The following is a 23,955-nucleotide window of genomic DNA, read 5'->3' on the forward strand; positions in this document are numbered from 1 at the left end:
TAAATAATGAAAATTCCAAAGAGGTTCAGAACATATTGCCCATCCTGCAAAAAACATACTGAACACATTGCAGAGAGAGTAAAGAAAGGCAAGGCATCAGCTATGACACATATTGCCAGACAGAAGAAGAGGCAATCAGGCATCGGAAACAGTGGTAAATTCTCAAAGGTTCCTGGAGGAGACAAACCAACCAAGAGAGTACAGCTCAAATACCGCTGCGCCGAGTGCAACAAGTCACACCAGAGGCCATGCTTCAGAGCAAAGAAATTCGAGTTTAAGGAATGATAATAATGACACAACCAAAAAGCAGATTCTTACGCGTAAAATGCAACGACTGCTCCAACGAGCAGGTTATCTTCGGTAGTGCAAGCCGCAAGGTCACATGCCTCGTATGCGGAAGAACACTCGCAGAATCCACCGGCGGAAAGTCAACAATTACAACACATATCCTGGAAGTCCTTGAGTAAAGTGGTGTAGAATGGATAATAATAGCTGGCCTGAAAGCGGCGACTTTGTAGTTTGTACTGTAAAGAACGTAGTCGACTTTGGGGCCTATACCACCCTTGAGGAATACGGGGGTAAGGAAGGATTTATCCATATCTCCGAGATCAAGGCCGGATGGGTCAAGTATGTCCGTGATTACGTAAGGGAAGGTCAGAAGATCGTCTGCAAAGTGCTGGACGTAGACCCGAACCGACGTCACATTGACCTCTCCTTAAAGGATGTCAACGAACACCAGAAACGTGCGAAGATCCAGGACTGGAAGAACGAACAGAAAGCTGAAAAATGGCTCCAGTTCGTAGCTGAGGACACCAAGACAAGCACAGAAAAGATGGACGAGATAAAGTCCATTTTCATGGAAGAGTTCGGAAGCTGCTACACTGGCTTTGAAGAAGCTGCCATCAACGGAAAGGAAGCATTCGAAGGCATGGCCATCACCAAGAAACTGGCCGCAAAAATAGCAGACATCGCTCAGGAAAATATTAAACTTCCATTCGTAGACATCGCAGGATACGTGGACCTTACCTCCAATAGCCCTGACGGGATCGATATTATCAAGAAATCCCTCAAAGCAGCTACCAAGATCAAGAAAGATGATGATGTCAGGATAGACGTCACATACACAGGCGCACCGAGATACCGGATAAAGATAATCGCACCTGACTACAAGACCGCAGAAGCTGTTTTGAAGAAAGCTGCTGAGAAAGCCATTGACTATATCGAAAAGAAGGAAGGAAAAGGAATTTTCCACCGACATATCGAATCAACAAAGGCGTGATGTTCCATTGGGAAACAAGATCCGAAAATGTGTTCAATGCAATGTTTACACATTGAAAGAGAACTGTCCGGAGTGTGGAGAACCATCCAGGAATCCACTTCCGGCACGATTTTCCCCGCTTGATCCCTATGGCAAATACCGCCGAATCTCTAAAAGGAGGGAGACGGAACATGCGTGAAACAACTGTGATCCGCCTTAAGGACGATATCCAGCTAAACGACCCCATACTACTTGTTGGCCTTCCGGGAGTCGGGCATGTTGGAAAGCTTGTTGTCGATCACCTGATCGAAAAGCTTGAAGCAGAAAAAGTATTTGAGATATATTCCCCTCATTTTCCACCACAGGTAATGGTAAGCGAGGAAAGTACCGTCAAACTTGTCAATAACGAAGTTTACATCTGCAAGACTGACGAAAGAGACCTCGTACTTCTGGGTGGAGACCATCAGAGTACAACTACAGATGGTCATTATGAACTTGGAGGCATCTATATCGAACTTGCTGCCGAACTGGGAGTATCAAAGATATTCACTCTTGGAGGATACCCAACCGGCAAGCTGGAGCACACCGACGAAGTAATGGGTGCTGCCAACGATGCAGAGCTTATCGAGGAACTGAAGGAATTTGGTGTTACTTTCAAGCCTAACGAACCCGGAGGAGGTATCGTAGGTGCATCAGGTCTTTTGCTCGGACTTAGTAAGTTCAAGGACATTAAAGCTGCATGTTTGATGGGATTGACCTCAGGATACCTGGTTGACCCGAAAAGTGCACAATCACTCTTGGCTATCTTAAGCAAGCTCCTGAACATCGAGGTCGAAGTAGATGAACTCGAAGAGCGTGCAAAGGACATGGAGAAGATCGTTGCTAACCTCATGGAAGCAAAGCAGCAGCAACAGGGCGTATTGAGAGATACGGCCGTTGAAGAAGACCTGAGATACATCGGTTAAGGTGGGAACATGCAGATCAATGCTGATCTCCACCTCCATTCTAAATATTCCATGGCGTGCTCCAATAAGATGGAGCTGCCGACAATTGCTGTAGAGGCGAAGAAAAAAGGCATCGACCTTGTGGCTACAGGCGACTGTATCCACCCGAAATGGCTCGATGAAATTAAAAATGCCGCTACGGATGATGAGACAATTCTCATCAATGAAACTTATTTTATTCCTACCACAGAGATCGAGGATAAGAACCGCGTCCACCATCTCCTGATCCTGCCATCCATCTCAAAGGCCGAAGAGCTGGCAGAGACCATGTCAAGATATGCCGACCTGGCAGTTGATGGCAGACCCACGGTAAAACTCGACGGCAGTGAGATAGCACAGATAGCAAAGGACATCGGTGCACTGATCGGACCCTGCCATGCATTCACCCCCTGGACAGCCCTGTATGCATACCATGACTCACTCAAAAGCTGCTACGGTGATCTGACAGACTATATCTCATTCGTAGAGCTGGGACTAAGTGCTGATACTGATTACGCAGACCGCATCAGCGAACTTCACAGGCTCACCTTCCTGACAAACTCCGATGCACACTCCCCCTGGTCCAACAAGCTCGCACGCGAGTTCACCCGATTTGAAGTTCCATCCATTGATTTCGAAGGACTGGAAAAGGCCATCCTGCGCAAGGAAGGCTACAAGGCCACCCTGAACGTAGGGTTCTTCCCGGAAGAGGGAAAGTACAACGAGTCCGCATGCATCAAGTGCTTCACCCACTACACCCTCGAGGAATGCATACAGCAGAACTGGCGGTGCCCTCAATGCAGGGGACTGGTCAAGAAAGGCGTGCAGGACAGGGTGAACGAGCTTGCGGACCTGCCAACCCCGGTACACCCCGACCATCGCCCGGATTACCTCCATCTCGCACCTCTTGCAGAGATCATCATGATGGCACTGGGACATGCCAGCATTACCACCAAAGGCGTAAGAACAGCATGGGACCTACTAGTAGAAAAGTTCGGCAACGAAGTTGCAGTGCTACTGGATGCAAATCCAGACCAGCTTGACATCGTAGATCAACGAATCGTCGATGCCATACTGGCATTCCGAAATGGCGAGGTCATCATCCACCCCGGAGGCGGTGGCCAGTACGGACGGATAGGACTCCCGGACTCAGAGAGCAAGCTAAAGGAAGCTCCAAAGAACAGCAAAAGCCAGAGTTCCCTTTTCGACTTCTAATACACTTTTTCGACACCTATATAACCCATAAACGCCTTCAAAAACAACAATGCCGGGGTGGCAGAGCGGACTAATCCAACGGTGAATTAACAGCCGCGGAGTCTATACGCGGCAGGCTCGAGACCTGTTTCTCCTAACGGAGTGCTTGGGTTCAAATCCCAACCCCGGCGTGCTACTTTTTGGATTCACGCGAGTTATGCATATATTTTTATCACAGCTTCTATGATGTTGTATTATTAATTGTATCAATCAAACTTGTTCCACGATTATATCAATCTGGGGTTTATTGCACTCATATCGTTGATAGTAAAACTGTTATAAAAAAGCAGAAATAATCCAAACTCACGAGTAATGAACACCACCCTCGGATTCTAAAAAAAGAAAAACAGTTTTTAAGATTATGATCTAGGTTGAATTAACCGATCAAAATAAGGTCACTCAACCTTTGTGTACTCAGTCCTATAACATTGTGGGCATGGTGGCAGTTTAGCGTCATCACTTTCCAATACCACTTCCTTTGAACAGGAAGTACATCTGTATGTGCCTTTTCCTGGTTTCTCTCCAGCATTATATATCATATATCCACTCCTAAGGATGCCGATTTAATAAATACGTTAATGTATTTGTATCAGTCCTTATTAATTAATTTGTAACACGCTTATATATATATGTCTAAGTGTTGTGTAAATTCACAAGTCCTTTCTTACCATGAAAATTCAATCAAGCTTTCCATAATGGTTTTTCCATCTGTCAGCCATTTTGATGAACTCCCCGTAGCCCTCTTTCCGGATGAACTCGATAGATTGCCTGCATTTCCCGCGGGAATAGCCCTTCGCATACCATTCCTGAACAATATCACATGATTCCCATTCCGGACAATCGGCACAAGTTTCGTACTTCTTATCCCTGAAACAGCACAGCTTCATCTTGCACTTTGCCCTGTTGATGTCGCGTTCCCCATCCTCATAGCCCAGCTTGCATCCGCGACAGTTCTTGTTCTTGAACTCACGACAGGTCTTGCAATAAGCCCCACAGCAACCGATCTCAATTGTAGACATTGGTATCCCTGTAATAATCTTTGATCATATGCTGCAAATAGCTTTTGGAAGAGAAAGTTGCTGTGATGCAGACATCACTTAAGAAATGTATGATTGTCAAATGAAAACTCGAATGTTCCTTGAAGAAAAAAGAAGAAGAAGAAGCAATCTGAAAAAAATGAGGTCCTAGCTTGAACCTCACTCGATCACATTGTCAACAGTGAACTCGAAGGTATCCGTCACACCATTCACATCCACCGTATAAACACCTGCTTCAAGACCATACACATCCAGAGGGATGTTCACTTCAAATGGTACAAGTGCCTGGGTACACATGGCATCTGCCGGCCTTTTGGTCTTCAGGGCTACATTGAAGGTGTTACCATCCATTGTGACATCGATGTTCTCCCCATCGATAATAGTGCATCCATCAGGAAGGTATCCTGTAGCAACAACGCTGACCTGCAGTGGGAACGATTCCATCATCAATATCTCGATCTCATCGACCACAGCATCACCAACTATGTATTCAGTGTCATCTTCATCCACGATCGTATCATCTCCATCAGCATCATCCTCGCCGTCATGTTCACCTGAAGCGAGTACAGTTACGGTCATGCTGAAGGTATCTTCCTCACCGGTTGTGTTTTCCCAGGGTCTCTTGTAGATCGCAGAGATCTCGTAGGTTCCTTCGGTTTCTGCCTGAAGCTTCCATTCATGGATGCCACCTGCTCCCACCAGATCTTCATCCTCCGGAGCAATTACAAAATCGTCTTCCACCAGTGTCAGGCCTTCAGGGACCGTGAGCTCCCAGGAATAACCTGTTGTCGGGTTCTCTTTAAGCTTCAGCACAATGAGATCATTTTGTTCCATTGTAACCTCACTTGCATTTGCATCCTCATTGAACACAGTTCCTGATTCAACGATCTCCACATCATCGGTAAGATCCGTTTCCCCATTTTCGGTGCAGCCCATGGAAAAGGCAGTTACGGTCACCACTACGATCGTTATCAGAACCAGAATGCCCATACCTGTATATTTTGACATGATAATTTATCTCCCGTATCTATACAAATGAATGACTCGTAGCTATATAGCCATTACTTAAGCTACGAATCGATCTGAAGTCATCCAATAACGATTATACAACACCGGATACACAAACCCTCATTTGTGCAGACGCTTCTGGACAGCTTCACTGGTAAGCTCTTTTAGTGCATCAGTCCCTATCCATCTGGCACTGGCAAGATTCGAGCCTGTAAGCCTTTGTGATACTTCGATGGCTTTTTTGTTCAACTCGAGGTTGCGTTTGCCGATCTGCCTCAAAGCCCAGTTGACAGCTTTTTTCACAAAATTGCGTGCATCGATGGATTCCTTTTCGATCAGCGGGAAAAAGTCCTCGAAAACCGGACCCTCCGCCTTCTTGTCAGCCACAGCCATCCTTGCCATGAGGACAAAGCCCGAGCGTTTTACAAACTCCTCTTTACGGGAGCTCCACTCGATAGCTTTCCTGTAAGAATGAGGGGTTTTCTGGAAGAGGTTCATACAGCACTGGTCGCATATTTCCCAGTAATCAAAGTCCCTGACCCACGCTTCCATCTGTTTTTCACTGACCTGCTTTGGATCATCCACCATGGAAGCAAGTATCATCGTCTCCCTATAGCCCTTATCCCACAACATGAGAGCCAATTCATGATCCTTACCGGTCTCTTTTGCAACCTTTCTCAGCTCCGGAATCGACACGCCGTAGCACTTCTCAGGAGTTATCCAGAAATGTGACATGCCTTCTATCATCTCAGGATCACTCAGTTCTTCCAGTTTAGTTATGATCTCATCAAAGATTTCTTCTGTTGTACCCACAAGAACAGTCCCCATGTTTTTAATTTGTTATATATTACATTGCATGTATGCTTTTTAAATATTAGTAAAGGATACTTTTTTATTAAGTAAGAAGGGGAAAACAAAATGGAAGGCGGAATAAGTAAACTGGTAATCTTTGTTCTGATAATACTGTTCACGACAACAGCTCTTGCATCAGCAAACACCGGGAATGATGCTGATACAATGATCGAGATCGAAGAGATATACAGCAGCATTGATTCCTGCGATATCGCACTTTCATCTTCTTCAACATTAGAAGACCTCATCCTTGAAGTACAGCTTGTACGTGAAGACAGGATCATCGACAGTGCCACTATCCCTATTGACAGTATCAGCGTTAATTCCAGGATCATAAAAGTTATCCAGTGGGAAACAAAGACCACCGAAGACGGTGCATATGAAGTACGTGTACAGGTGCTTAACGATGAAAAAGAGATCATCTTCACGGAATATGAGTTCGTCCACGGCAGGCAGGTCATCCCGGAGGTCGTAATAGAAGGCACCATTTCCAATTCCGAAGGTGTGACCGCGGTCATAAGACCTGTTGACGCAACCCTTGTGGATATCGAATATATGCTAGTGGACGGTTTTGATGTCATCTACCTTGCAAAGGATGAGAAAGTATCAGTTCATACAACTCCCCTCACAGTCCATAAGAGATGGAACACACTTCTTCTGAACAATAAGGAATACACAGGACTTGTAAAGGTCAGGCCATCAAACGAAAAAAACGCGATCGTGGTAACAGACACCTTCACTTCAATGGACAATGCGAAGATCACCGATGTGTATAAAGATGAGATCGGTGCAAGTGCTACCATTGCAGGAAATTCCCAGGTTCCATTTGATGGGTATGTACAATTCACAGTTTATGATGAGAACGGGGAGAATGTAGTCGAATCTGCGATCATGAGATCACCCGTCCTGCTCACAGATGATGACGAAACAGTAGAAGCCATCTGGGACAAAAGGCTCCGGGAAGGCAAGTACAAACTTGTGATCGAGATCATAGGCAATGATGGGGACGGACTTGACATCCAGGAAACCATTATCGATGTGGGAGAAACTGTAACAATATCAAACAATGTCCCTGAAGAAGCAGAAGAGGACAAAAGCATACCAGCATTCCTGCTCACACAGGCTGCATTCGTTCTTGCCGTGGCATTTGTGCTCCGCAGAAGAGATACATGATAAAGGGTAATTAAAATGCCATACGAACTGTTCATTGCCCTCAGACATCTAAAAAGCAGGCGACGTCAGTCGCTTATATCCATAAGTGCTATTGGGATCGCGGTAACTATACTTGTGATCTCGAACGCTTTTATGGCAGGATTCACAGAAGAGATCTATGATGTGACCGTCGAGAACCTTCCACATGTGGTCGTTACTCCTGATGAGGAAGAAGAATACATCCATTTCTACAATAGCATCATTCCAAACATCGAAAGTATTGAGGGGGTGGTGGGAACCTCGCCTGCCCTGGAAGGGGAAGCTACGCTTCGATACAAGGAACAGACACTCAACGTCTTTATGAGAGGGATAGAACCCGAAAAGGAAGATTCTGTATCCCACATCTCAGAGGATATAGTAGAAGGGGATATCTACAAGCTTATCCACTCCAAGAATACAATTGTGATCGGGGACAGCCTTGCAGAGGATCTTGATGTGAAGATCGGCGATAAGCTATCCGTAAACTTCCCCACAGCAAACCCGGCATCTTATGAAATAGTAGGGATCTTTGACACAGGAACACCTGCAGATGATATTCTTACATACACTTCCCTGAAGACAGCACAGGAATTCTATGATACCGGTGATGCCATCAATGTCATCAACATCCGTCTGGCAGACTATAACGAAGACAAGAATATCGCAAAAGAGATCGAAGGTCTCGGCTATGAAGCATCCGGCTGGACAGCAACAAATCCGGAGATCCTGCAGACGATCACAATTGAAACAACATCCAACAACATAATACTCGCACTCATACTCCTGATAGCATCGTTCGGGGTGGTCAGTACACTAAACATGGTAGTAATGGAAAAGGTCAAAGAGATAGGAGTTCTAATGGCCATGGGAGCACCTGCTTCCACAATACGCAGGATCTTTATTCTGGAGAGTGGCATCCTTGGATTGATCGGTGCGGTTATCGGTTCCATACTTGGAGCTGCCATTGCCCTGATGATAGGAAGTTATCCCGTTCCTGCTGAGTTTTATGGCATTGAGAAGATACCAGTGATCATCCGTATATCAGATATACTTATAACTGTTGTCGCCGTATTTGTACTCAATCTCATTGCAGGTGTTTACCCTGCCCAGCGCGCAGCCAGGCTGGATCCCTTAGAGGCAATTTCAACACATTGAGAATAAATAAATTATCAGGTGTGTTCGCGCCGTTACTTTTTTAAAAAACCCATGGAGTTTGCAAGGAAATTCCGTTCAAGATACTTGCATGCCGTAAACTGTATATACAATTACAAAATACTAGTCTTTGTGTAATGAGCGGGACCCTAATTTCTTTTCAAGTACCCCCACTCCCCAACCCGCTCATGCCACTATTCATCGGTTTTTTATGAAATGAACTGTTTTTTTGAAAATGTTAAAACCGATACTGCAATACATTATTATATCACAAAAATTATATAAATATTATATAGTATTGAAAATACCGATGATGTTCTCTGCAAGATCCTTGCTTATATCCGCAGACCTCATCAAAGTATCCGTAAAGAAGACATTGATCCCCATATCCTTTACAATATCGCCTGCTGCTGCATCCCGGACATCGAGGACCATAGTATCAAGGATATCATTGTAGCACTCTGCAACACCTGCTGAAGACACATCGAGCCCGCATGCAGCCATTAGCTTTCCTGCCGGGCCACTTATGGGTTCTCGTCCTATGATAGGACTTACTGCAACTACTTTTTTTTCTTTGAGGATATCGCGCATACCCGGCAGGCCAATGATCGGACCTATACTTGTGATCGGATTGCTGGGACCTATCAGGACCTCATCCTCCTTCTCCAGAGCTTCAATCACCCCCGGAGATATGGATGCATCCTCGATCATATCCTGTGAAACCTCTAACACCTCAGGCTCACCATGTTGCTTTACCCAGAACTCCTGAAAATGGATCCTGCCGGAGGGTGTTGTTATCATTGTAGATACAGGATCATCCGACATTGGTAATACACGGGACCTAATGCCAAATGAAGATGTCATTTCCTGTATAGCTTCTGTAAGGGAAAGGTCCTGCCTTAACAGTTCAGACCGCATTATGTGAGTAGCCCTGTCAAGATCGCCTATCATCATCCCTTCATCATGACCGGCAAGCTTCATTGCCTCATGTGTACTGAAAGTATCATCCCTGACACCCCACCATTTATCCTTATCGATCCTGCCAGAGAGCAAATAAAGCACAGTATCAATATCAGGCGTGATAAGATTTCCTGATACCCACAGGTCTTCAGCTGTGTTCACGACCACAGTGATATCCTCTTCAGGAAGGACTTGTCTTAAACCATCGATCAATTTGGGAGTTCCTGTTCCACCGGACAATACGATCATAAAACAACCTCTGTTTCCATCAAATAACGGAACATCATTATACCATGAAGACTATTTAAATCATATGAAAGTCATTCGGGATCCGGTACACGGGTACATAGAACTGGACCAGCTTGTATTGTCATTGATAGATACACCCCAAATGCAGCGTTTAAGGAGAATTCAGCAGTTGGGACTGTCCAATCTTGTATATCCCGGAGCAAACCATACTCGTTTTGAACATTCCCTTGGAGTAATGCACCTTGCAACTACACTTACATCCCAGCTAAACTCGATCGAGAAAGATGAAAAGGATGAGATCCGTGCAGCTGCACTTCTTCATGACGTCGGTCACGGGCCACTGTCACATGTCACAGAAAGTCTCATAAAGCAGTATACACGCCAGAGACATGAAGATGTGAAACCTATCCTCAAAAAAGGTGAGATCGCAGAGATACTGGACGAACATGGACTCGATCCTGTGACCATTGCAGACCACATAAAAGGTGAAACATCACTGGGAAAGATCGTGAACAGCGAGATCGATGTTGATCGCATGGACTATCTGGTGAGGGATGCTCATTACACAGGTGTTGCTTTCGGGCTTGTTGACCATGCACGCCTGATCCATGAAATGCAGTTCTACGAAGACAATCTGGTTGTCGGACTGGGAGGTCTGAAAGCTGCAGAATCGCTCCTCGTCTCACGTTTCCTTATGCACCCATCGGTCTATTACCACCACGTATCCAGAATAGCCGAAACGATGTTCACGAGGGCTGTGCAGGACCTTATCAACAAGAAGACACTCGACCCGTTCAAACTGCGCCAGATGGAGGATGCCAGATTGTTCGAGATGATAAGGGCTGACGATGGATACGCAGGTGAACTTGGAAAACGACTTGATGAAAGAAGGCTTTACAAACGTGCTCTTCATGTTGGCATTGATGCTGTTGGTGAGAACGTCCTGCGTTACAGGGGAAAGGTCGACAGGGTGGAAAATGAGATCGCTGAGATGGTTGGTATCGACAGCAGCGAGATCCTGATCGATATCCCAAAGCGGCCGGAGATAGCAGAGATGAAAGCACTGATCAAGGTCGACGGGAAGATGCTGAGACTTGATGAAGCCTCCAATATTGTGGCTACGATAGAGAATGCCCATCAGGATAACTGGAGAATGGGCGTATACACCATTAAGGAACACAGGGATACTGTCAGGAAAGCTGCACAGGAATTCTTTGATACAAAGAAGGGAACAAAGCAGTTCAGACTTACAGACCTATGAGGTGGTACTTTGCAGGAAATGAGGATACAAACAAGCAGAGGAGAACTTTTACTTGAACATCGGATCATCGGCAAAGACATGATGATAGCCCTTACAGGTGGTAAAGGTCACATTGGAGCAGTGGCTGTGGGTTACTATGACAGAATTCCAGGACATGCATCCTCATCGGTGATCACACTTCCATCCCACAGGGATGATGCTATCGCTCTTGATGCTGCAAGGCGTATAAGTTCGGTCACACATACCACAACAGTCGTTACCGTCGGAATAAATTTTGAGAATATCACCGTTGAAGAGATCGAAGAAGTGCTGTCCGCTTCGAACGAACTGATCAATGAGTTCATGGAATCACTGAAGGAGAATTAAGAATGGCGATGGAGATAGTTATCGGGATAAGTGGCGCATCCGGTGCACAGTATGGTGTCCGCCTGCTTGAGCTTCTGGCAGATATGGACATAGATACACATCTGATACTCACAAAGGCTGCAGAGAAGATCATCGAAGTCGAGACCGACCTGACAATCGAAGGCATAAAAGAATTGGCAACATCAGTACATGATGAAAATGACTTCACCGCACCCATAGCAAGTGGATCTCACCCTTTTGCAGGCATGATCATAGCACCCTGCAGCATGAAAACACTTGCATCGGTGGCAAACGGAACCTCAGATAACCTCATTGCACGCACAGCCGATGTGTGCCTTAAGGACAGGAGAAAGCTCATCCTAATGACCAGGGAGACCCCACTCAGTGGTATCCACATAGAGAATATGCTAAAAGCACATAATGCCGGAGCAATCCTGCTACCCGCATGTCCTGCATATTACAACCGACCGGAATCCATCGATGACCTCATCAATTTCATGGCAGGACGAGCACTCGACCTTATAGGTGTCGACAATGATGCCTACAAACGCTGGAAGTGATTTTAGATCTCTCCGGCACAGGCAATGTATATTGATAGAACATGAAACCTTTGTCAATAACAAAATGAACAATATTCGTACAATGATCATTGAAATTAAGCAATAAATTGCCAAAGATGCAAAACCTGATAGTTAAGTATATCTACTATGACTTCTATTTAGGGGAACGTGCTTCCAAAGGCACTGCATGCGAGGTCTTTTGCATGCAATGAACATGATGGGATAGTAGGGTAGCCTGGTCGATCCTCGAGCGTTTGGGACGCTTGGACTGCGGTTCAAATCCGCGCTATCCCACCAAATTTCAAACTTTTTTAATTAACATTTATCACTGACATTTACAACATGCTATCGAGATGTCATTTTTGGCGTATTTGGATTAGTTTTATTTATTATGCAGTAGTCAGAAATTCTCATGGTTATGGCAAAAATAAAGTTATTTGCAAATCTCAGGGAGTCAGCAGGAGAATCTGAACTGGAGATGCAAGGAGATAACGTACAGGAGATCCTTGATGGCCTTCTCAAAAGATACCCTCAGCTCCAGGAACTGATATTCAATGATGCCGAAGGGAACAGGGAACTTCGAAGCTACATTAACATACTCATAAATGGAAACAACATCCTGCATCTTGAAGGGCTGGATACCATTGTCAATGATGACGATGAGATCGCAATATTCCCACCGGTATCGGGTGGCTGATCATCTTAAGAAGCTTACTACATTGAACTTCAATTCCAAAAATGACACTCCCGGAACGAACACAGGACCTGGCAAGTATAGCATTCGGAGGATTTTTAGGTGCTGTTTCCAGATATGCAGTTTCATCCAGCACGCTCTCACCTAATGGAACACTGGCCGTGAATGTGGTTGGAAGCCTTCTTCTGGGAATGATGATGTATGATTATGATTACCTTGGTCACATAAGCCAGAGGACACGGCTTACATTTGGCACAGGCTTCATGGGAGCTTTTACGACCTTTTCTACTTTCGCCGTTGAAACCTACACGCTTGGAGGGACCTCTGCGATCTTTAATATAGGAAGTAATCTCGCACTGACCCTATTAGCAGTGTTCCTCGGAAGAGGCATTATCGTCTACCTGTTCAGGAGGAAAGGAGATGCCCACAGGAATTGAAGCAGTGCTGCTGGTGGGACTTGGTGGCTCCATAGGATCCTGCCTAAGGTATCTTGTATCAGGGGTCGTACCGCTTTTGAAAGGACTTCCCACGGGAACCCTTCTTGTGAATGTCATCGGGAGCACCATACTATCCACATTGACATTTCTCTCAGTACCATACGCCAGCTTTCACCTTATCAACATAGGGATCCTCGGCTCCTTCACAACGTTCTCAACCTTTGCATACGAAAGCTTCAAGCTGCTGGAAGAGGGTCGCACAGCACTATTTGTGTCTAATATTACACTCAATCTTTTGCTTTGTCTTTCAGGGGTTTACATCGGACAGCAGATAGCAAGTTTAATCTAATTTGAAAAATAGAGATTAACATATGACATCAGCTATTCTCAGAATATACCTTAGTGAGAACGATTGCTGCGATGGAAAACCTGCACATGAGATGATACTTGAATTTATGAGAGATTCAAATATCTCCGGTGCAACCGTTCTTCATGGTATCGAAGGATACGGAGTTCATAGCAAGATACATACAACAAGCATCCTGAGACTTAGCACAGACCTGCCGATCATTGTGGAAGCAGTCGATTCCGAAGAAAAGATAAGAAAGATCCTCCCTGAACTTTGCAGGATGATCCCAAAAGAACTTATCACCTTGCAAAAAGTAGAGATCATTTCAGGGGAGAATATCTGAAGGAATTCTGAACATTAGCGGTAAAGTACTACTGAGTGCCCCCTTACATCAATGATCGTTGCCCTTGTGGCATATGCAAGCTTTTCAGCAATGCCGTCAATTCCATCCTCTTCCTCGTAAGAAGCACTCTTTAAGACCTTAACTTTGACAAGATGCCGATCTTTAATTAGTTTCTTCAGTTCGATTATCAGTTGGTCGGAAACCCCGCCTTTGCCTACATTTAACATAGGCTTTAAGTGGGTTGCTTCAGACTTTAGTTTGTACAGCTTTTCTTTATCCATAGGAACCTACACAAAATTTATGCCAATTATACCTTGCGGCAGTATTTGCATATAGTAATGCAAAATAGCTGACTTTAATTAAAGAAAAGGTTTATTCAGGCTTCTCAATACTTACATTACTGCCATCGATCTCAAAATCATACCAGGGAGTGGGTTTTGGAGTAATACCCAATATCCTGATAGAATAACCGGAATCGTTTTCCTTTATTTCTATCATCCCATCAAAAAGCTGTTTCAGGGTAGCTACTGTCTGTGCATCATGCATTTCGCCTTCCACAATGAAGATACCAAAGGAATTTGATGCTTTAATACGACCTGTGAAAACATGTAAGAACCTGAATAATGTCTGAAGATTGGAATACATCAGGATAGTAGAAAGGGAATTGATACAAAATCTCAACCCAGGGGCTTCTTTCTTAACAAGGAACTCCTCGAAATACTGACCGATCCTTACCCCGATCCCTGTGAGATCCACAGGACTGGCTGCCCTTTTTATGTGCTCTTTGTCCGATGCAGGGATACCAAGTGTTTTCGTTACGCAATCAACAACACCGAGATTTGCAGTGTCAATATCCAGGCCGCTATCAGAGAACCATTCCAGTACACGTTCCCCGGTCTCACGTGTAGAGACAATAATAGAAGAATCGCCCTCTTTAAGCCCGTTATATATTATAGTATTAACGAGATCATCTTTTCCGCTCATAGGAGGACCGATAAGCATCAGGTTGGTACCCTCTTTAACACCACCGATCAGATCGTCAAGTTCCTTGATACCAAACAAATATTCAGTCATGTAAACCTTCCCAGGGCAGATTGATCCCTTTCAACGCATGAAATTACAGGTATTTTATTTGAACTGCACATAGCCAACAAATGACTGCAACCATATCTGCATCAAACTATAACAATTAAGCTATATGAATTATGAATACATCATAATGATATTAATAATATATCTTTTGCATGGACTGTACAAATATATTGAACATATGTCCTCATGCACTATTAATGTTCACCTTATGTGTTTTACAACATGACCTGCTTCCGGAAGGATGATCTCTGAGAGAGCAAGTTCCACTGCACCTGGCGATCCGGGAAGACAGAAGATCGCTTTGTCCCCCATAATTCCAGCAGATGCACGGGTCAGTATCACTGCAGAACCGATCTGATCAATGCTCTTGTATCTGAAAAGTTCTCCGAATCCGGGCATCTGCTTCTCGAACATTGGCACCAGGGACTCGATAGTAACATCTGTAGGAGTAAGACCAGTGCCACCGGTAGTAACAATAATATCTGTTTCTTTTTGCAGGGCATCCAGAACAGCCTTCTTTATATCAGTGGTTTCATCAGAAACAAGCTCATACCCCAGTACATGATGACCAGCTTTTTTCACAAGTTCCACCATCAATTCACCGGATATATCCTCAGCGTCTTCGGGAGATCGGGCTGATCCATATTTGGCAAACCTTGAAGTAGATATTGAGATCAAATAAAAACCAAGACTTTTTCGGGCATCTTTCTTGTGCTCATGAGTAACAGAGTTCATATGGCAAATTATAGGCATGCAATATATATTGATTTCCAGAAGATACATTTTTGAATATAAATACTAAAGATGCTTCCAAAACCCGGATATATAAGATGTAATTTAGTATAGCACAGGAAAAAAGGAAAATACATTTTCTATTGATAAGACTTATAAACCCCTAAGTAGTAGGGGGATGCACCATTGACACATTTACAACTTAAAGATTTTCAAGACGCGTTGCCAACATATATAGGACAGCGATTCGCTGACCATATCAAAAAAGCAGGAAACTCAATGCGTTCTTAAGATCTCACAGATCATATTAAGGAGGTTCAATCTCATGGTAAGAAAACCAGCAAGTATGTACAGAAACGTAAAATCACGCTCAAACACAAGACGAAAATATATGGGCGGTGTTCCAGGCAGTCACGTAATCCACTACGATGATGGAAACAAGACAGCTGAATTCCCGGTGAAGATCACACTGATCTCAGAAGAAAGATGCCAGATCAGGCACACAGCTCTCGAAGCTGCACGTATCACTGCAAACAGATCAATGACAACAGCAGCAGGTCGTGCCGGCTACCACATGAAGCTCAGAGTATATCCTCACGAAGTTCTCAGAGAGAACAAGCAGGCTACCGGAGCAGGAGCGGACCGTGTATCCAGTGGAATGAGAGCAGCATGGGGAAAGAACGTAGGTACTGCAGCAAGAGTTTCTGCAGGACAGAAAGTATTCACAATATCTGTTAACAAAGAGCACTTCCCAATGGCAAAAGATGCTCTCCGAAAAGCTGGCCAGAAACTGCCAACCCCTGTGAGGATCGTTGTCGATCAGGGTATGGAACTGGTACAGTAAACAGAACACTGATCAAAAAAGAGGGTATCAACATGGATGATTACGAAGCGCTATTGGAAAGGGCAATTGAAAACCTGCCAGATGTGGAAACTACGGATGTTCGTTTCGTAATTCCCGAACCCAGGATATTTGTGGAAGGTAAGACCACCGTCCTTGAGAACTTTGGGAACATTGCGGACGTACTGAACAGGGATCCGGACCACCTTATGAAATACCTCACAAGGGAAATGGGAACTGCCGGAAAGCTTGATGGAAGCCGTGCAATATTCCAGGGAAAGTTCCCAAGAGAGAATATCAAATCAAATATCGACGCCTACGTTGAAGAGTATGTCATATGCTCCGAATGTAATCGCCCGGATACCCAGCTTGTCAAATCCGACAGGATAATGATATTAAAGTGCTCAGCTTGTGGTGCACACCGTCCTGTTAAAAAGAGGAGGACCACAATTGCAACACCCCGCGATGCAGTCGAAGAGGGCGAGGAGTACGAGGTCAGGATCGATGCCGTTGGTTCAAAAGGAGACGGAATCGCTAAACTTGCCAAATTCACCATATTTGTCCCAGGCGCTGCAAAAGGCGATGTCGTAAAGATCAAGATCAAGAGGATCAGCGGGAACCTTGCATTTGCAGAACGCGCTTCTTAAGCAGCGTTCTTTGATCACAAACATCATTGATCTAACCCTTTCCAAAAATGTCTGCCCGGGACAAAACTGTCCAGGGGCAGATAACAAAGGAAACAGGATATAAAGAGGGTTTAGATGGACCGGAAACCAATTTCAAGACCAGAGTTCGATGAACTTATTGAAAGCGGGTTTCCAGACAATGATGTTATATTCTTTACAGAACGAAACTGGCAAACCCGGTTTCGGAGTTCATTTTTTAGATATAACAAATATCAACAATGCCTAACCGACGGTTTATACAAATGTAAAAGAGACTTCTTAAAGATCATCAGTATAATACATATCCAAAAGGCATTCCAATAAAATATGATGCAAAGGGTTGTAAGACCCGACATAAAGAGGAATTTGAAATGGCTAACACTGACAGAAAAACAGATTCGGACCAAAGTGAAAAAGATATTACAGTACTTTCGGTTCCAGGCCTTACAATTGACCTGAAGCATCAGAACGGTTTTTTACAACTGGAAGCAAAAGGACATTTACGCGGTGTTTGCTCCCCTTTCCTGAAAAAGTTCAATTCCACCCTTCAAGCTGAAAAACCAGCCCTTGTTGAAAAAGACAGGGTCATAGCATCCACATGGCTACCACCCATACCCGGAAAAGTATTCAAAAGGCTTCTTTTTGCAGAAACACAGATCGCACTTGGGAAATATATTCCTGAAACGGTGTCCTTTGAGATCACAAGGAACTGCAAGTGTAACTGCGACCACTGTTTGATCAGTGGTGGTGGTGGGGACCTCGATGTCGATACTGTGAAAAGGACCATCGATGATGCCCTGGACATGGGCGCTGTTGTCATCACATTTACCGAAGGAGATCCCCTTCTTCGAGAAGATATATTCGAACTTATTGATTACGTTGACAAGGACCGTGCCATTGTCAACATGTATACACCTGGCACAAATATGACACCGGAAGTTGCTGAGAGGCTAAAAGAGGTCGGACTTCACAACCTTCTGGTGAGCATATATTCCACTGTTCCTGAAGAACACGACGACGTACGAAAGCTGGAAGGCGCTTTTGAAAAAGCGACCAGTGCCATCAGATACGGACTCGATGCAGGGCTGCTAGTTACAATGTGCACCCACGTTTCCCCGAAGAACATGGAGAAACTGAAATCAATGTACCAGTTCGCAAAGGAGCTCGGAGTGCATGAGTTCTCATTGTGGGAATCCGTACCAAAGAAACCCGAAGACCCCGTGATCACAGATGAGGACCGGGAAGTCATAATGGAAATGTACCGCAGGATAAATGCCACCGAGGACGGACCCAGAATATTTGCAAATACGTACTTTGAAGGCGAGATGCTGGGATGCATGGCTGGCCAGCGCTGGTTGCATGTCTGCGTGGAAGGATCGGTCAAACCCTGTCCCTACATACCATTCAGTTTCGGGAACATCAAGACAGATGACCTCAGGACGATCTGGAGCAGGATACGCAAGGTCAGTGATTTTAAAGGAGAGAGGCACTCCTGCCTGATGCAGGAGAAAGATTACCTGAAGCTTGTATCGAAGATCCCCGAAGATGCAGAGGTCCCATACGACTTCGATCTTATCAGGTAACCGATATATACGTTCAGCTATTCAAGGATAATAACTAAATCTTAAGCGGAATTTGACAGAGGCAGCACATGAATATGAAACTTGACCCCTGGGGTTCAGTCAATATTGACGATTACTCAAAATTGTTCGATGAATTCGGCATCCTTCCATTCGAGGATATTTGCTCTGAACTCCCTGACCCACACAGGTACATGCGCAGGAAGATAATCTTCGGGCACAGGAGCTATGACCTGATAACAGATGCAATGAAGAACAAGGATCCTTTTGCGGTCATGAGCGGGTTCATGCCAACCGGAGGCGGCCATCTGGGACACAAGATGGTCATGGAAGAGATCATCTGGCACCAGAAAATGGGAGGTGGCGCGTTTGTGGGCATTGCAGACAGGGAAGCCTACTCCGTAAGGGGCGTTTCATGGGAAAAATGCCGTCAGATCGGAATTGAAGATTACATCGTAAGTCTTATAGCCCTTGGTTTTGAGCCAAACGGCCACATATACTTCCAGTCAGAATCCGATAACGTCAAGGAACTTACGTTCGAACTCGGCGCAAAGACCAACTTCTCCGAGCTAAGTGCCATCTATGGATTCAGTGGTGAGACAAGCGTGTCACACATGACAAGCACACTTTCACAGAGTGCGGATATACTCCAGCCACAGCTCTCAGAGTATGGTGGCCCAAAGCCTACGGTAATTCCAGTAGGTGCTGACCAGGACCCACACATGCGCCTGACACGTGGTATCGCACACAAGATGAACATGTTCAGGATCGAAGGACGTGAAGATAAGAACAAGGACAAATACTTCAGTGTTCGTAGCAAGGCTGCTCCTGAAGGTGCACTTGCAGATGTCGCGGAAAGACTGCCATGGGATACAAAGCTTTTCGAGGGACATGTCGATGTCTTCGGAGCTGATGACTATAACAAACTCCTGAATACTGTAAGGGAAGTTGAGATCGAATACGGAGGCTATGCTTTTGTGCCGCCTGCTTCTACTTACCACAGGTTCATGTCAGGACTGCAGGGAGGTAAAATGTCCAGCAGTGTCCCTGAGAGTATCATTTCACTAAAGGAAGATCCAAAGGAAGCTGCAAAGAAGGTCAAACGTGCCAAGACCGGCGGCAGAATGACACTTGAAGAACAGAAGAAGCTTGGAGGAGATCCAAATAACTGTTCTGCCTTTGAACTCCTTATGTTCCACCTCGTCGAAGACGATAAGGAACTGGAAGAGATCTACGATGAATGTGTTTGCGGAAAACGTATGTGTGGCACCTGCAAAGCCCTTGCTGCAGAACTGATGACCGAATTCCTGACAGAACATCAGGAAAAGCGTGAGCTGGCAAAGGACCGGCTGGACGATTACGGATTATAAACCCAAAAAGGACCCTGACCGACATGAGCAACTATAAACTTACTACGAATGAAAAAAATGTGCTGCTCGCACTGGATGAACTTGCATCCACCACCCCGGAAGATCTTGCAGAAAAAGCATCCATGAAAGTGGAAACTGCAATGCAATCCGCTTTTTTGCTCTCAGAGAACGGACTGGCAGAAGTAAATGATACAATTACTGAACTTTACGCACTGACAGAAGAAGGTCGTACCTATGCAAAGGAGGGACTTCCTGAGCGCCAGCTGATCAACGCGATCAGCGAACCGACAGCTATCGATGAGCTAAAAGAAAAGCTTTCACCAAAGATGGTGGGTATCGCAACAGGATGGCTTCGCAGGAAAGGCTGGGCTAACATCGAGAACGGCATGATAGTCCCATCCGGTGATGCAGGAGAAGCAGAAGCAGAAGACGAAAAAGTGCTTGCAAGATTTACAAAGGAAGCACATACTATTGAAGAGCTTGAAACCGATAACAAGATCATAAAGGACCTTATCAAACGCAAGCTTGTTTCAAAGACCGAAGAAAAGGACCGTAAAGTCTCTATCACAGATGCCGGAACCGAACTTGTGAAAGCAGGCATCACCATTGAAGAGGAGATCACACAGATCACATCCCAGCTATTGAAGAGCGGGGAATGGAAGAACAAGAACTTCAGGCCTTACAATATCCAGACACCTCCAAGACCGGTTTATGGTGCAAAAGTACATCCATACCAGCGCCTTATCGACCAGATGCGCCAGATCTTCCTTGAAATGGGATTCACCGAGATCAAAGGAGATGTCGTACAGAGCTCATTCTGGAACTTCGATGCACTGTTCCAGCCACAGGACCACCCTGCCAGAGAGATGCAGGACACGTTCCACCTGTCAAGCCGTTCAGAGCTTCCTGAAGACTACACTGACGGAATAAGGGACATGCACGAACATGGTGGCGACCTCCAGTCCACCGGATGGGGAGGTAAGTGGAGTGAGGATATTGCAAAACGCGATGTATTGAGAACCCACACCACTGCTGTTACTATCAAGTACCTTGCAGACAACCCGAACCCTCCGGTAAAGGCATTCTGTATTGACAGGGCATACCGCCGTGAGACCATCGATCCCACACACACACCCGAGTTCGAGCAGCTCGAAGGTGTGATCATGGACGAGAACATGTCATTTGCGAACCTGCTTGGCTGCCTTGAAGAGTTCTATCACAGGATGGGATTCGAGGATGTCAGGTTCAGGCCGGGATACTTCCCATACACAGAACCAAGTGTGGAACCTGAAGTATACATTGACGGACTTGGCTGGGTAGAACTCGGTGGAGCCGGAGTGTTCCGTAAGGAAGTCACCGAACCTCTCGGTATCAAACAGCCTGTTCTTGCATGGGGTCTTGGTGTCAGCCGTGTGGCAATGCTCAAACTCGGACTCAAGGACCTGCGTGAACTGTACCAGGCAGACATCGAATGGTTACGCAAGAGCCAGGTGTGCCAGCTAAAAGATTGAAGAAAAGAATCAACATGACATCGGCGGCCCTGTGCCGCTTAATCTTTTTTTGAACTATATCCGATATTAGACCCTGTTCTTTATCTTAAGCAATATCTTTGCAAAAAGTGAGCGTTTCATTTCCACCGCATTTGAAGGACAGAGCTCACGGCAACAATAGCAGAGAATACATTTATTGTGGTTGATCTTCAGCTGACCATCTTTCTGTTCGATAGCATGCGGCGAGCAGTTCAAAACACAGGTGCCACACAAAGTGCATTTCGAAGTATTGATAAAAGGCTTGATAATGAATAGTTTCCCAAGTCTGCTGAGAAGGAATGGAGGCACCTTTTGAATATGGGTCGTAGCTGACATCTTGAACTTCATACTCACATCATCAATAGGAACTCCCAATACTTCCGGATCCAGAGTACCATATCCCCTCTGAATTGCTGCTTTGTTTGTCGGGACTTCCATTGGATCAAGACCAATAACCTTTGAAGCTATTACATCCAGGGATACACAATCGAAACTTGCCATCACCATACCTATATTCACAGGTGTACCTTTTGAAGGACCATTGCCTTCCATCCCCACAACACCATCCATTAAAGCAAGATGAGGGGGCCTTGCTGAATGAATATCCACTACGGCCTCAGAGAAAAGGTCCACTTTACCAAGCAGATGGGCTTCTTTTCTTATTTTTAAAGGGACAGCACCGAACATATTCTTGACAGAACCTGTAAAAATGGTCAGTTCATGGGTCTTAAGTTTTGGAAGTGATATCACCACATCTGCATCCACCACAGGCTTTGCAATGTAGAGCTGAGAAAAGTGTGATGGATCGGGAACATCAACGACCTCATAACCGGATGTCTCAAAGCTCAGAACCTCGGCACCTGCTGTTTGGGCAGCTTCCCTTATGCCGGAGATATCCAGAGCTTCATCAGTAACTCCCGGATGGGTTATGCCCGCCCCATCCCCTACAATGGGAATACCTCCTGCCTCCAAAACAAGTTCACACATTGCAGACACAATGGCAGGATGTGTGGTGACCGCTTTCTCAGGAGGAGTTGCAGCAAGCAGGTTAGGCTTTAGAAGTACCCGCGCACCCGGGAAGATAATGGTCCCAAGCCCGCCGACAAGGTCAATTGCTTCCCTGACAGCTTCTTTGGCTTGCGAGTAATCTTCACAGCGTACTATGGATACCTGAGTTCCCGGGTTCATATCTTTTAGTAGCCCCTGTCCTTGCAAGTGTCTTTCAGCTTCTTTCTGGTGTTAACGATCCCCATAATGTAGGAAGGGATCGTCCCGATAGCCGTGCAGGTCTCAAGAGATATCCCTTCACATGTGATGTCAAGATGGTGATCCGAAAAGGAGAACAATTTTTTGGGCAGACCTTTCCTGCCAAGCCCGACAAGCAGAAGATAGGACTGGTTGTGCTCCACCCCATCAGCGATCTCTTCGGGAGTTACAGCGTATTTTTCTTCAGGCTTTGAACTGGTTATCACAGCAGTTCCGAACTGGGACTGGAAGCCCTTCTTTGGAAGATCGAAGACGAACAGACGGTTGCTTTCATGAAGCAATTTCAGGTATTTTCCTGACTCACCGATAGTCGTCTTGTCCATTACATATTCCACAAGTTCTTCCGGGGTCATCTTGAAAGGAAAATCAAAAAGGCAAAGGGTAAATCCATAAGCGTAACAAATTGGCGCAGCCCTTGCAATTGCACGGTAATGGGCATCAAGCACCTTAATTTTATCATAAGTATTCACAATACCAAGCGTTAACACAATTCATACCTCATCCGTTTGAATGCACATAACATGCTGTTTACATCTGTCAAATCTATCGCATTCCCGACAATCATCCCATAAGTTAACTTTCTCGGACATCGGTAGTTCAATAAAACCTAATTTCCTGAAAAAGATAGGCGAAGTCGTCCTGACGTAGATCCTCTCCTTATTTACACTTTCGAAAATTGAGGAAACCATCTTTGAACCGATCCCGTTACCACGATAATTGGGATGTACTGCTATAGAATGTATCTCACAGCAGCTCCTGTCCGCCAAAGCTGCAACACCCACGATCTTGCCATTGGCCTCTGCAACGATAAAATCATCGATGGGGACTTCATCCATGTCAAGGAAATATGTTGAAAGAAGACACTGTACAGACTCCCCATCCTTCTCACCAGCTTCCCTGATAGCCACGTCAATATATTCAGACAT

General features: G+C 45.2%; 31 protein-coding genes and 2 tRNA genes. 22 read left to right on the forward strand and 11 right to left on the reverse strand.

Annotated elements, in window-relative coordinates; genetic code table 11:
- The first annotated feature begins 6 nt into the window (after positions 1-6).
- From E7X57_RS00930 to E7X57_RS12335, 7 genes are all read left to right on the forward strand, one after another.
- The gene (locus tag E7X57_RS00930; RefSeq protein WP_048195501.1) at positions 7-285 is read left to right on the forward strand and encodes a 50S ribosomal protein L44e; all 279 of its coding nucleotides are present in this window, start codon (positions 7-9) and stop codon (positions 283-285) included.
- Positions 282-467, forward strand: a complete 186-nt coding sequence (locus E7X57_RS00935) for a 30S ribosomal protein S27e (RefSeq protein ID WP_135609606.1) — start codon at positions 282-284, stop codon at positions 465-467. Before E7X57_RS00930 ends, E7X57_RS00935 begins: the two co-directional genes overlap by 4 nt.
- An 11-nt stretch (positions 468-478) precedes the next feature.
- A complete protein-coding gene (locus tag E7X57_RS00940; protein ID WP_135609608.1) occupies positions 479-1,279 on the forward strand; it encodes a translation initiation factor IF-2 subunit alpha in 801 nt (266 codons plus the stop codon).
- Between the two features lie 7 nt (positions 1,280-1,286).
- Entirely contained in the window at positions 1,287-1,457 is a 171-nt protein-coding gene (locus tag E7X57_RS00945) for an RNA-protein complex protein Nop10 (protein WP_135609610.1), read from the forward strand.
- On the forward strand, positions 1,450-2,223 hold the full coding sequence (locus E7X57_RS00950; protein WP_135609612.1) for a proteasome assembly chaperone family protein: 774 nt from the start codon (positions 1,450-1,452) through the stop codon (positions 2,221-2,223). Before E7X57_RS00945 ends, E7X57_RS00950 begins: the two co-directional genes overlap by 8 nt.
- A 9-nt stretch (positions 2,224-2,232) precedes the next feature.
- Positions 2,233-3,456 carry a TIGR00375 family protein gene (locus E7X57_RS00955; protein WP_135609614.1) on the forward strand — a complete coding sequence of 408 codons (1,224 nt, stop codon included), beginning with the start codon at positions 2,233-2,235 and terminating at the stop codon, positions 3,454-3,456.
- A gap of 51 nt (positions 3,457-3,507) precedes the next feature.
- Positions 3,508-3,626 (forward strand) — tRNA-Ser (locus E7X57_RS12335).
- 264 nt (positions 3,627-3,890) lie between these two features.
- Here E7X57_RS12335 and E7X57_RS12910 read toward each other — a convergent pair.
- The 4 genes from E7X57_RS12910 to E7X57_RS00975 all read right to left on the reverse strand — a co-directional run bounded on the left by E7X57_RS12910 (position 3,891) and on the right by E7X57_RS00975 (position 6,368).
- On the reverse strand, positions 3,891-4,034 hold the full coding sequence (locus E7X57_RS12910) for a hypothetical protein (RefSeq protein ID WP_135609616.1): 144 nt from the start codon (positions 4,032-4,034) through the stop codon (positions 3,891-3,893).
- Positions 4,035-4,172: 138 nt separating this feature from the next.
- On the reverse strand, positions 4,173-4,514 hold the full coding sequence (locus E7X57_RS00965; protein WP_135609618.1) for a DUF3795 domain-containing protein: 342 nt from the start codon (positions 4,512-4,514) through the stop codon (positions 4,173-4,175).
- A 177-nt stretch (positions 4,515-4,691) separates the two neighbouring features.
- A complete protein-coding gene (locus E7X57_RS00970) occupies positions 4,692-5,540 on the reverse strand; it encodes a protease inhibitor I42 family protein (RefSeq protein ID WP_135609619.1) in 849 nt (282 codons plus the stop codon).
- A gap of 120 nt (positions 5,541-5,660) precedes the next feature.
- Entirely contained in the window at positions 5,661-6,368 is a 708-nt protein-coding gene (locus E7X57_RS00975) for a DNA alkylation repair protein (RefSeq protein ID WP_135609621.1), read from the reverse strand.
- Positions 6,369-6,458: 90 nt separating this feature from the next.
- On the opposite strand from E7X57_RS00975, the gene E7X57_RS00980 reads away from it, so the two are divergent.
- A complete protein-coding gene (locus E7X57_RS00980; protein ID WP_135609623.1) occupies positions 6,459-7,565 on the forward strand; it encodes a hypothetical protein in 1,107 nt (368 codons plus the stop codon).
- A gap of 15 nt (positions 7,566-7,580) precedes the next feature.
- Entirely contained in the window at positions 7,581-8,738 is a 1,158-nt protein-coding gene (locus E7X57_RS00985; RefSeq protein ID WP_135609625.1) for an ABC transporter permease, read from the forward strand.
- A gap of 285 nt (positions 8,739-9,023) precedes the next feature.
- Here E7X57_RS00985 and cofD read toward each other — a convergent pair whose 3' ends face one another.
- Positions 9,024-9,944 (reverse strand): 2-phospho-L-lactate transferase, encoded by a 921-nt coding sequence (gene cofD / locus E7X57_RS00990; protein WP_135609627.1) that lies wholly within the window; start codon positions 9,942-9,944, stop codon positions 9,024-9,026.
- Between the two features lie 64 nt (positions 9,945-10,008).
- Here cofD and E7X57_RS00995 point away from each other — a divergent pair, with 64 nt between their 5' ends.
- The 8 genes from E7X57_RS00995 (at position 10,009) to E7X57_RS01030 (ending at position 13,954) form a co-directional block, all read left to right on the forward strand.
- Positions 10,009-11,205, forward strand: coding sequence for an HD domain-containing protein (locus tag E7X57_RS00995; protein ID WP_135609629.1), 1,197 nt, complete (start codon positions 10,009-10,011; stop codon positions 11,203-11,205).
- A gap of 18 nt (positions 11,206-11,223) precedes the next feature.
- Positions 11,224-11,571, forward strand: a complete 348-nt coding sequence (locus E7X57_RS01000; protein ID WP_135609631.1) for a hypothetical protein — start codon at positions 11,224-11,226, stop codon at positions 11,569-11,571.
- Between the two features lie 8 nt (positions 11,572-11,579).
- On the forward strand, positions 11,580-12,131 hold the full coding sequence (locus E7X57_RS01005) for a UbiX family flavin prenyltransferase (RefSeq protein WP_135610269.1): 552 nt from the start codon (positions 11,580-11,582) through the stop codon (positions 12,129-12,131).
- A 219-nt stretch (positions 12,132-12,350) separates the two neighbouring features.
- A tRNA-Pro gene (locus E7X57_RS01010) sits at positions 12,351-12,428 on the forward strand.
- Between the two features lie 121 nt (positions 12,429-12,549).
- Positions 12,550-12,828 (forward strand): ubiquitin-like small modifier protein 1, encoded by a 279-nt coding sequence (locus tag E7X57_RS01015; protein WP_371413132.1) that lies wholly within the window; start codon positions 12,550-12,552, stop codon positions 12,826-12,828.
- 41 nt (positions 12,829-12,869) lie between these two features.
- The gene (gene crcB / locus E7X57_RS01020) at positions 12,870-13,262 is read left to right on the forward strand and encodes a fluoride efflux transporter CrcB (protein ID WP_135609635.1); all 393 of its coding nucleotides are present in this window, start codon (positions 12,870-12,872) and stop codon (positions 13,260-13,262) included.
- Positions 13,246-13,611: a fluoride efflux transporter CrcB gene (gene crcB, locus E7X57_RS01025; protein ID WP_135609637.1), complete on the forward strand. Its 366-nt coding sequence runs from the start codon at positions 13,246-13,248 to the stop codon at positions 13,609-13,611. Before crcB (E7X57_RS01020) ends, crcB (E7X57_RS01025) begins: the two co-directional genes overlap by 17 nt.
- A gap of 22 nt (positions 13,612-13,633) precedes the next feature.
- The gene (locus E7X57_RS01030; RefSeq protein WP_135609639.1) at positions 13,634-13,954 is read left to right on the forward strand and encodes a DUF190 domain-containing protein; all 321 of its coding nucleotides are present in this window, start codon (positions 13,634-13,636) and stop codon (positions 13,952-13,954) included.
- Between the two features lie 14 nt (positions 13,955-13,968).
- Here the strand turns inward: E7X57_RS01030 and E7X57_RS01035 are convergent, their stop codons facing one another.
- The 3 genes from E7X57_RS01035 to E7X57_RS01045 form a co-directional block, all read right to left on the reverse strand.
- On the reverse strand, positions 13,969-14,235 hold the full coding sequence (locus E7X57_RS01035; RefSeq protein ID WP_135609641.1) for a YhbY family RNA-binding protein: 267 nt from the start codon (positions 14,233-14,235) through the stop codon (positions 13,969-13,971).
- A 91-nt stretch (positions 14,236-14,326) separates the two neighbouring features.
- The gene (locus E7X57_RS01040) at positions 14,327-15,028 is read right to left on the reverse strand and encodes an RAD55 family ATPase (protein WP_135609643.1); all 702 of its coding nucleotides are present in this window, start codon (positions 15,026-15,028) and stop codon (positions 14,327-14,329) included.
- Positions 15,029-15,247: 219 nt separating this feature from the next.
- Positions 15,248-15,781, reverse strand: a complete 534-nt coding sequence (locus E7X57_RS01045; RefSeq protein WP_135609645.1) for a molybdenum cofactor biosynthesis protein B — start codon at positions 15,779-15,781, stop codon at positions 15,248-15,250.
- A gap of 322 nt (positions 15,782-16,103) precedes the next feature.
- Between E7X57_RS01045 and E7X57_RS01050 the strand changes: the two genes are divergently transcribed.
- The 5 genes from E7X57_RS01050 to E7X57_RS01070 all read left to right on the forward strand — a co-directional run bounded on the left by E7X57_RS01050 (position 16,104) and on the right by E7X57_RS01070 (position 21,745).
- Positions 16,104-16,622 carry a 50S ribosomal protein L16 gene (locus E7X57_RS01050; protein WP_135609647.1) on the forward strand — a complete coding sequence of 173 codons (519 nt, stop codon included), beginning with the start codon at positions 16,104-16,106 and terminating at the stop codon, positions 16,620-16,622.
- 32 nt (positions 16,623-16,654) lie between these two features.
- The gene (locus E7X57_RS01055) at positions 16,655-17,266 is read left to right on the forward strand and encodes a translation initiation factor IF-2 subunit beta (protein WP_135609649.1); all 612 of its coding nucleotides are present in this window, start codon (positions 16,655-16,657) and stop codon (positions 17,264-17,266) included.
- Between the two features lie 389 nt (positions 17,267-17,655).
- A complete protein-coding gene (locus tag E7X57_RS01060; RefSeq protein WP_135609651.1) occupies positions 17,656-18,867 on the forward strand; it encodes a radical SAM/SPASM domain-containing protein in 1,212 nt (403 codons plus the stop codon).
- Positions 18,868-18,935: 68 nt separating this feature from the next.
- Positions 18,936-20,234 (forward strand): tryptophan--tRNA ligase, encoded by a 1,299-nt coding sequence (locus E7X57_RS01065; protein WP_135609653.1) that lies wholly within the window; start codon positions 18,936-18,938, stop codon positions 20,232-20,234.
- Between the two features lie 23 nt (positions 20,235-20,257).
- Positions 20,258-21,745, forward strand: a complete 1,488-nt coding sequence (locus tag E7X57_RS01070) for a phenylalanine--tRNA ligase subunit alpha (protein WP_135609655.1) — start codon at positions 20,258-20,260, stop codon at positions 21,743-21,745.
- A gap of 66 nt (positions 21,746-21,811) precedes the next feature.
- Here the strand turns inward: E7X57_RS01070 and E7X57_RS01075 are convergent, their stop codons facing one another.
- From E7X57_RS01075 to E7X57_RS01085, 3 genes are read right to left on the reverse strand one after another with little or no spacing between them, the layout of a single operon-like run.
- Positions 21,812-22,951 (reverse strand): DUF362 domain-containing protein, encoded by a 1,140-nt coding sequence (locus E7X57_RS01075; RefSeq protein ID WP_135609657.1) that lies wholly within the window; start codon positions 22,949-22,951, stop codon positions 21,812-21,814.
- A 5-nt stretch (positions 22,952-22,956) separates the two neighbouring features.
- The gene (locus tag E7X57_RS01080; protein ID WP_135609659.1) at positions 22,957-23,517 is read right to left on the reverse strand and encodes a DUF531 domain-containing protein; all 561 of its coding nucleotides are present in this window, start codon (positions 23,515-23,517) and stop codon (positions 22,957-22,959) included.
- A 3-nt stretch (positions 23,518-23,520) separates the two neighbouring features.
- Positions 23,521-23,955, reverse strand: a complete 435-nt coding sequence (locus tag E7X57_RS01085; protein WP_135609662.1) for a GNAT family N-acetyltransferase — start codon at positions 23,953-23,955, stop codon at positions 23,521-23,523.

The sequence above is a fragment of the Methanococcoides sp. AM1 genome, assembly GCF_900774055.1.
Taxonomy (GTDB): domain Archaea; phylum Halobacteriota; class Methanosarcinia; order Methanosarcinales; family Methanosarcinaceae; genus Methanococcoides.

What these genes read in the sequence shown, in the direction of transcription:
- E7X57_RS00930 (WP_048195501.1), top strand. Translation starts at nt 7, where the DNA reads ATGAAAATTCCAAAGAGGTTCAGAACATATTGCCCATCCTGCAAAAAA.
- E7X57_RS00935 (WP_135609606.1), top strand. Translation starts at nt 282, where the DNA reads ATGATAATAATGACACAACCAAAAAGCAGATTCTTACGCGTAAAATGC.
- E7X57_RS00940 (WP_135609608.1), top strand. Translation starts at nt 479, where the DNA reads ATGGATAATAATAGCTGGCCTGAAAGCGGCGACTTTGTAGTTTGTACT.
- E7X57_RS00950 (WP_135609612.1), top strand. Translation starts at nt 1,450, where the DNA reads ATGCGTGAAACAACTGTGATCCGCCTTAAGGACGATATCCAGCTAAAC.
- E7X57_RS00955 (WP_135609614.1), top strand. Translation starts at nt 2,233, where the DNA reads ATGCAGATCAATGCTGATCTCCACCTCCATTCTAAATATTCCATGGCG.
- E7X57_RS12910 (WP_135609616.1), bottom strand. Translation starts at nt 4,034, where the DNA reads ATGATATATAATGCTGGAGAGAAACCAGGAAAAGGCACATACAGATGT.
- E7X57_RS00965 (WP_135609618.1), bottom strand. Translation starts at nt 4,514, where the DNA reads ATGTCTACAATTGAGATCGGTTGCTGTGGGGCTTATTGCAAGACCTGT.
- E7X57_RS00970 (WP_135609619.1), bottom strand. Translation starts at nt 5,540, where the DNA reads ATGTCAAAATATACAGGTATGGGCATTCTGGTTCTGATAACGATCGTA.
- E7X57_RS00975 (WP_135609621.1), bottom strand. Translation starts at nt 6,368, where the DNA reads ATGGGGACTGTTCTTGTGGGTACAACAGAAGAAATCTTTGATGAGATC.
- E7X57_RS00980 (WP_135609623.1), top strand. Translation starts at nt 6,459, where the DNA reads ATGGAAGGCGGAATAAGTAAACTGGTAATCTTTGTTCTGATAATACTG.
- E7X57_RS00985 (WP_135609625.1), top strand. Translation starts at nt 7,581, where the DNA reads ATGCCATACGAACTGTTCATTGCCCTCAGACATCTAAAAAGCAGGCGA.
- cofD (WP_135609627.1), bottom strand. Translation starts at nt 9,944, where the DNA reads ATGATCGTATTGTCCGGTGGAACAGGAACTCCCAAATTGATCGATGGT.
- E7X57_RS00995 (WP_135609629.1), top strand. Translation starts at nt 10,009, where the DNA reads ATGAAAGTCATTCGGGATCCGGTACACGGGTACATAGAACTGGACCAG.
- E7X57_RS01000 (WP_135609631.1), top strand. Translation starts at nt 11,224, where the DNA reads ATGAGGATACAAACAAGCAGAGGAGAACTTTTACTTGAACATCGGATC.
- E7X57_RS01005 (WP_135610269.1), top strand. Translation starts at nt 11,580, where the DNA reads ATGGAGATAGTTATCGGGATAAGTGGCGCATCCGGTGCACAGTATGGT.
- E7X57_RS01015 (WP_371413132.1), top strand. Translation starts at nt 12,550, where the DNA reads ATGGCAAAAATAAAGTTATTTGCAAATCTCAGGGAGTCAGCAGGAGAA.
- crcB (WP_135609635.1), top strand. Translation starts at nt 12,870, where the DNA reads ATGACACTCCCGGAACGAACACAGGACCTGGCAAGTATAGCATTCGGA.
- crcB (WP_135609637.1), top strand. Translation starts at nt 13,246, where the DNA reads ATGCCCACAGGAATTGAAGCAGTGCTGCTGGTGGGACTTGGTGGCTCC.
- E7X57_RS01030 (WP_135609639.1), top strand. Translation starts at nt 13,634, where the DNA reads ATGACATCAGCTATTCTCAGAATATACCTTAGTGAGAACGATTGCTGC.
- E7X57_RS01035 (WP_135609641.1), bottom strand. Translation starts at nt 14,235, where the DNA reads ATGGATAAAGAAAAGCTGTACAAACTAAAGTCTGAAGCAACCCACTTA.
- E7X57_RS01040 (WP_135609643.1), bottom strand. Translation starts at nt 15,028, where the DNA reads ATGACTGAATATTTGTTTGGTATCAAGGAACTTGACGATCTGATCGGT.
- E7X57_RS01045 (WP_135609645.1), bottom strand. Translation starts at nt 15,781, where the DNA reads ATGAACTCTGTTACTCATGAGCACAAGAAAGATGCCCGAAAAAGTCTT.
- E7X57_RS01050 (WP_135609647.1), top strand. Translation starts at nt 16,104, where the DNA reads ATGGTAAGAAAACCAGCAAGTATGTACAGAAACGTAAAATCACGCTCA.
- E7X57_RS01055 (WP_135609649.1), top strand. Translation starts at nt 16,655, where the DNA reads ATGGATGATTACGAAGCGCTATTGGAAAGGGCAATTGAAAACCTGCCA.
- E7X57_RS01060 (WP_135609651.1), top strand. Translation starts at nt 17,656, where the DNA reads ATGGCTAACACTGACAGAAAAACAGATTCGGACCAAAGTGAAAAAGAT.
- E7X57_RS01065 (WP_135609653.1), top strand. Translation starts at nt 18,936, where the DNA reads ATGAATATGAAACTTGACCCCTGGGGTTCAGTCAATATTGACGATTAC.
- E7X57_RS01070 (WP_135609655.1), top strand. Translation starts at nt 20,258, where the DNA reads ATGAGCAACTATAAACTTACTACGAATGAAAAAAATGTGCTGCTCGCA.
- E7X57_RS01075 (WP_135609657.1), bottom strand. Translation starts at nt 22,951, where the DNA reads ATGAACCCGGGAACTCAGGTATCCATAGTACGCTGTGAAGATTACTCG.
- E7X57_RS01085 (WP_135609662.1), bottom strand. Translation starts at nt 23,955, where the DNA reads ATGTCTGAATATATTGACGTGGCTATCAGGGAAGCTGGTGAGAAGGAT.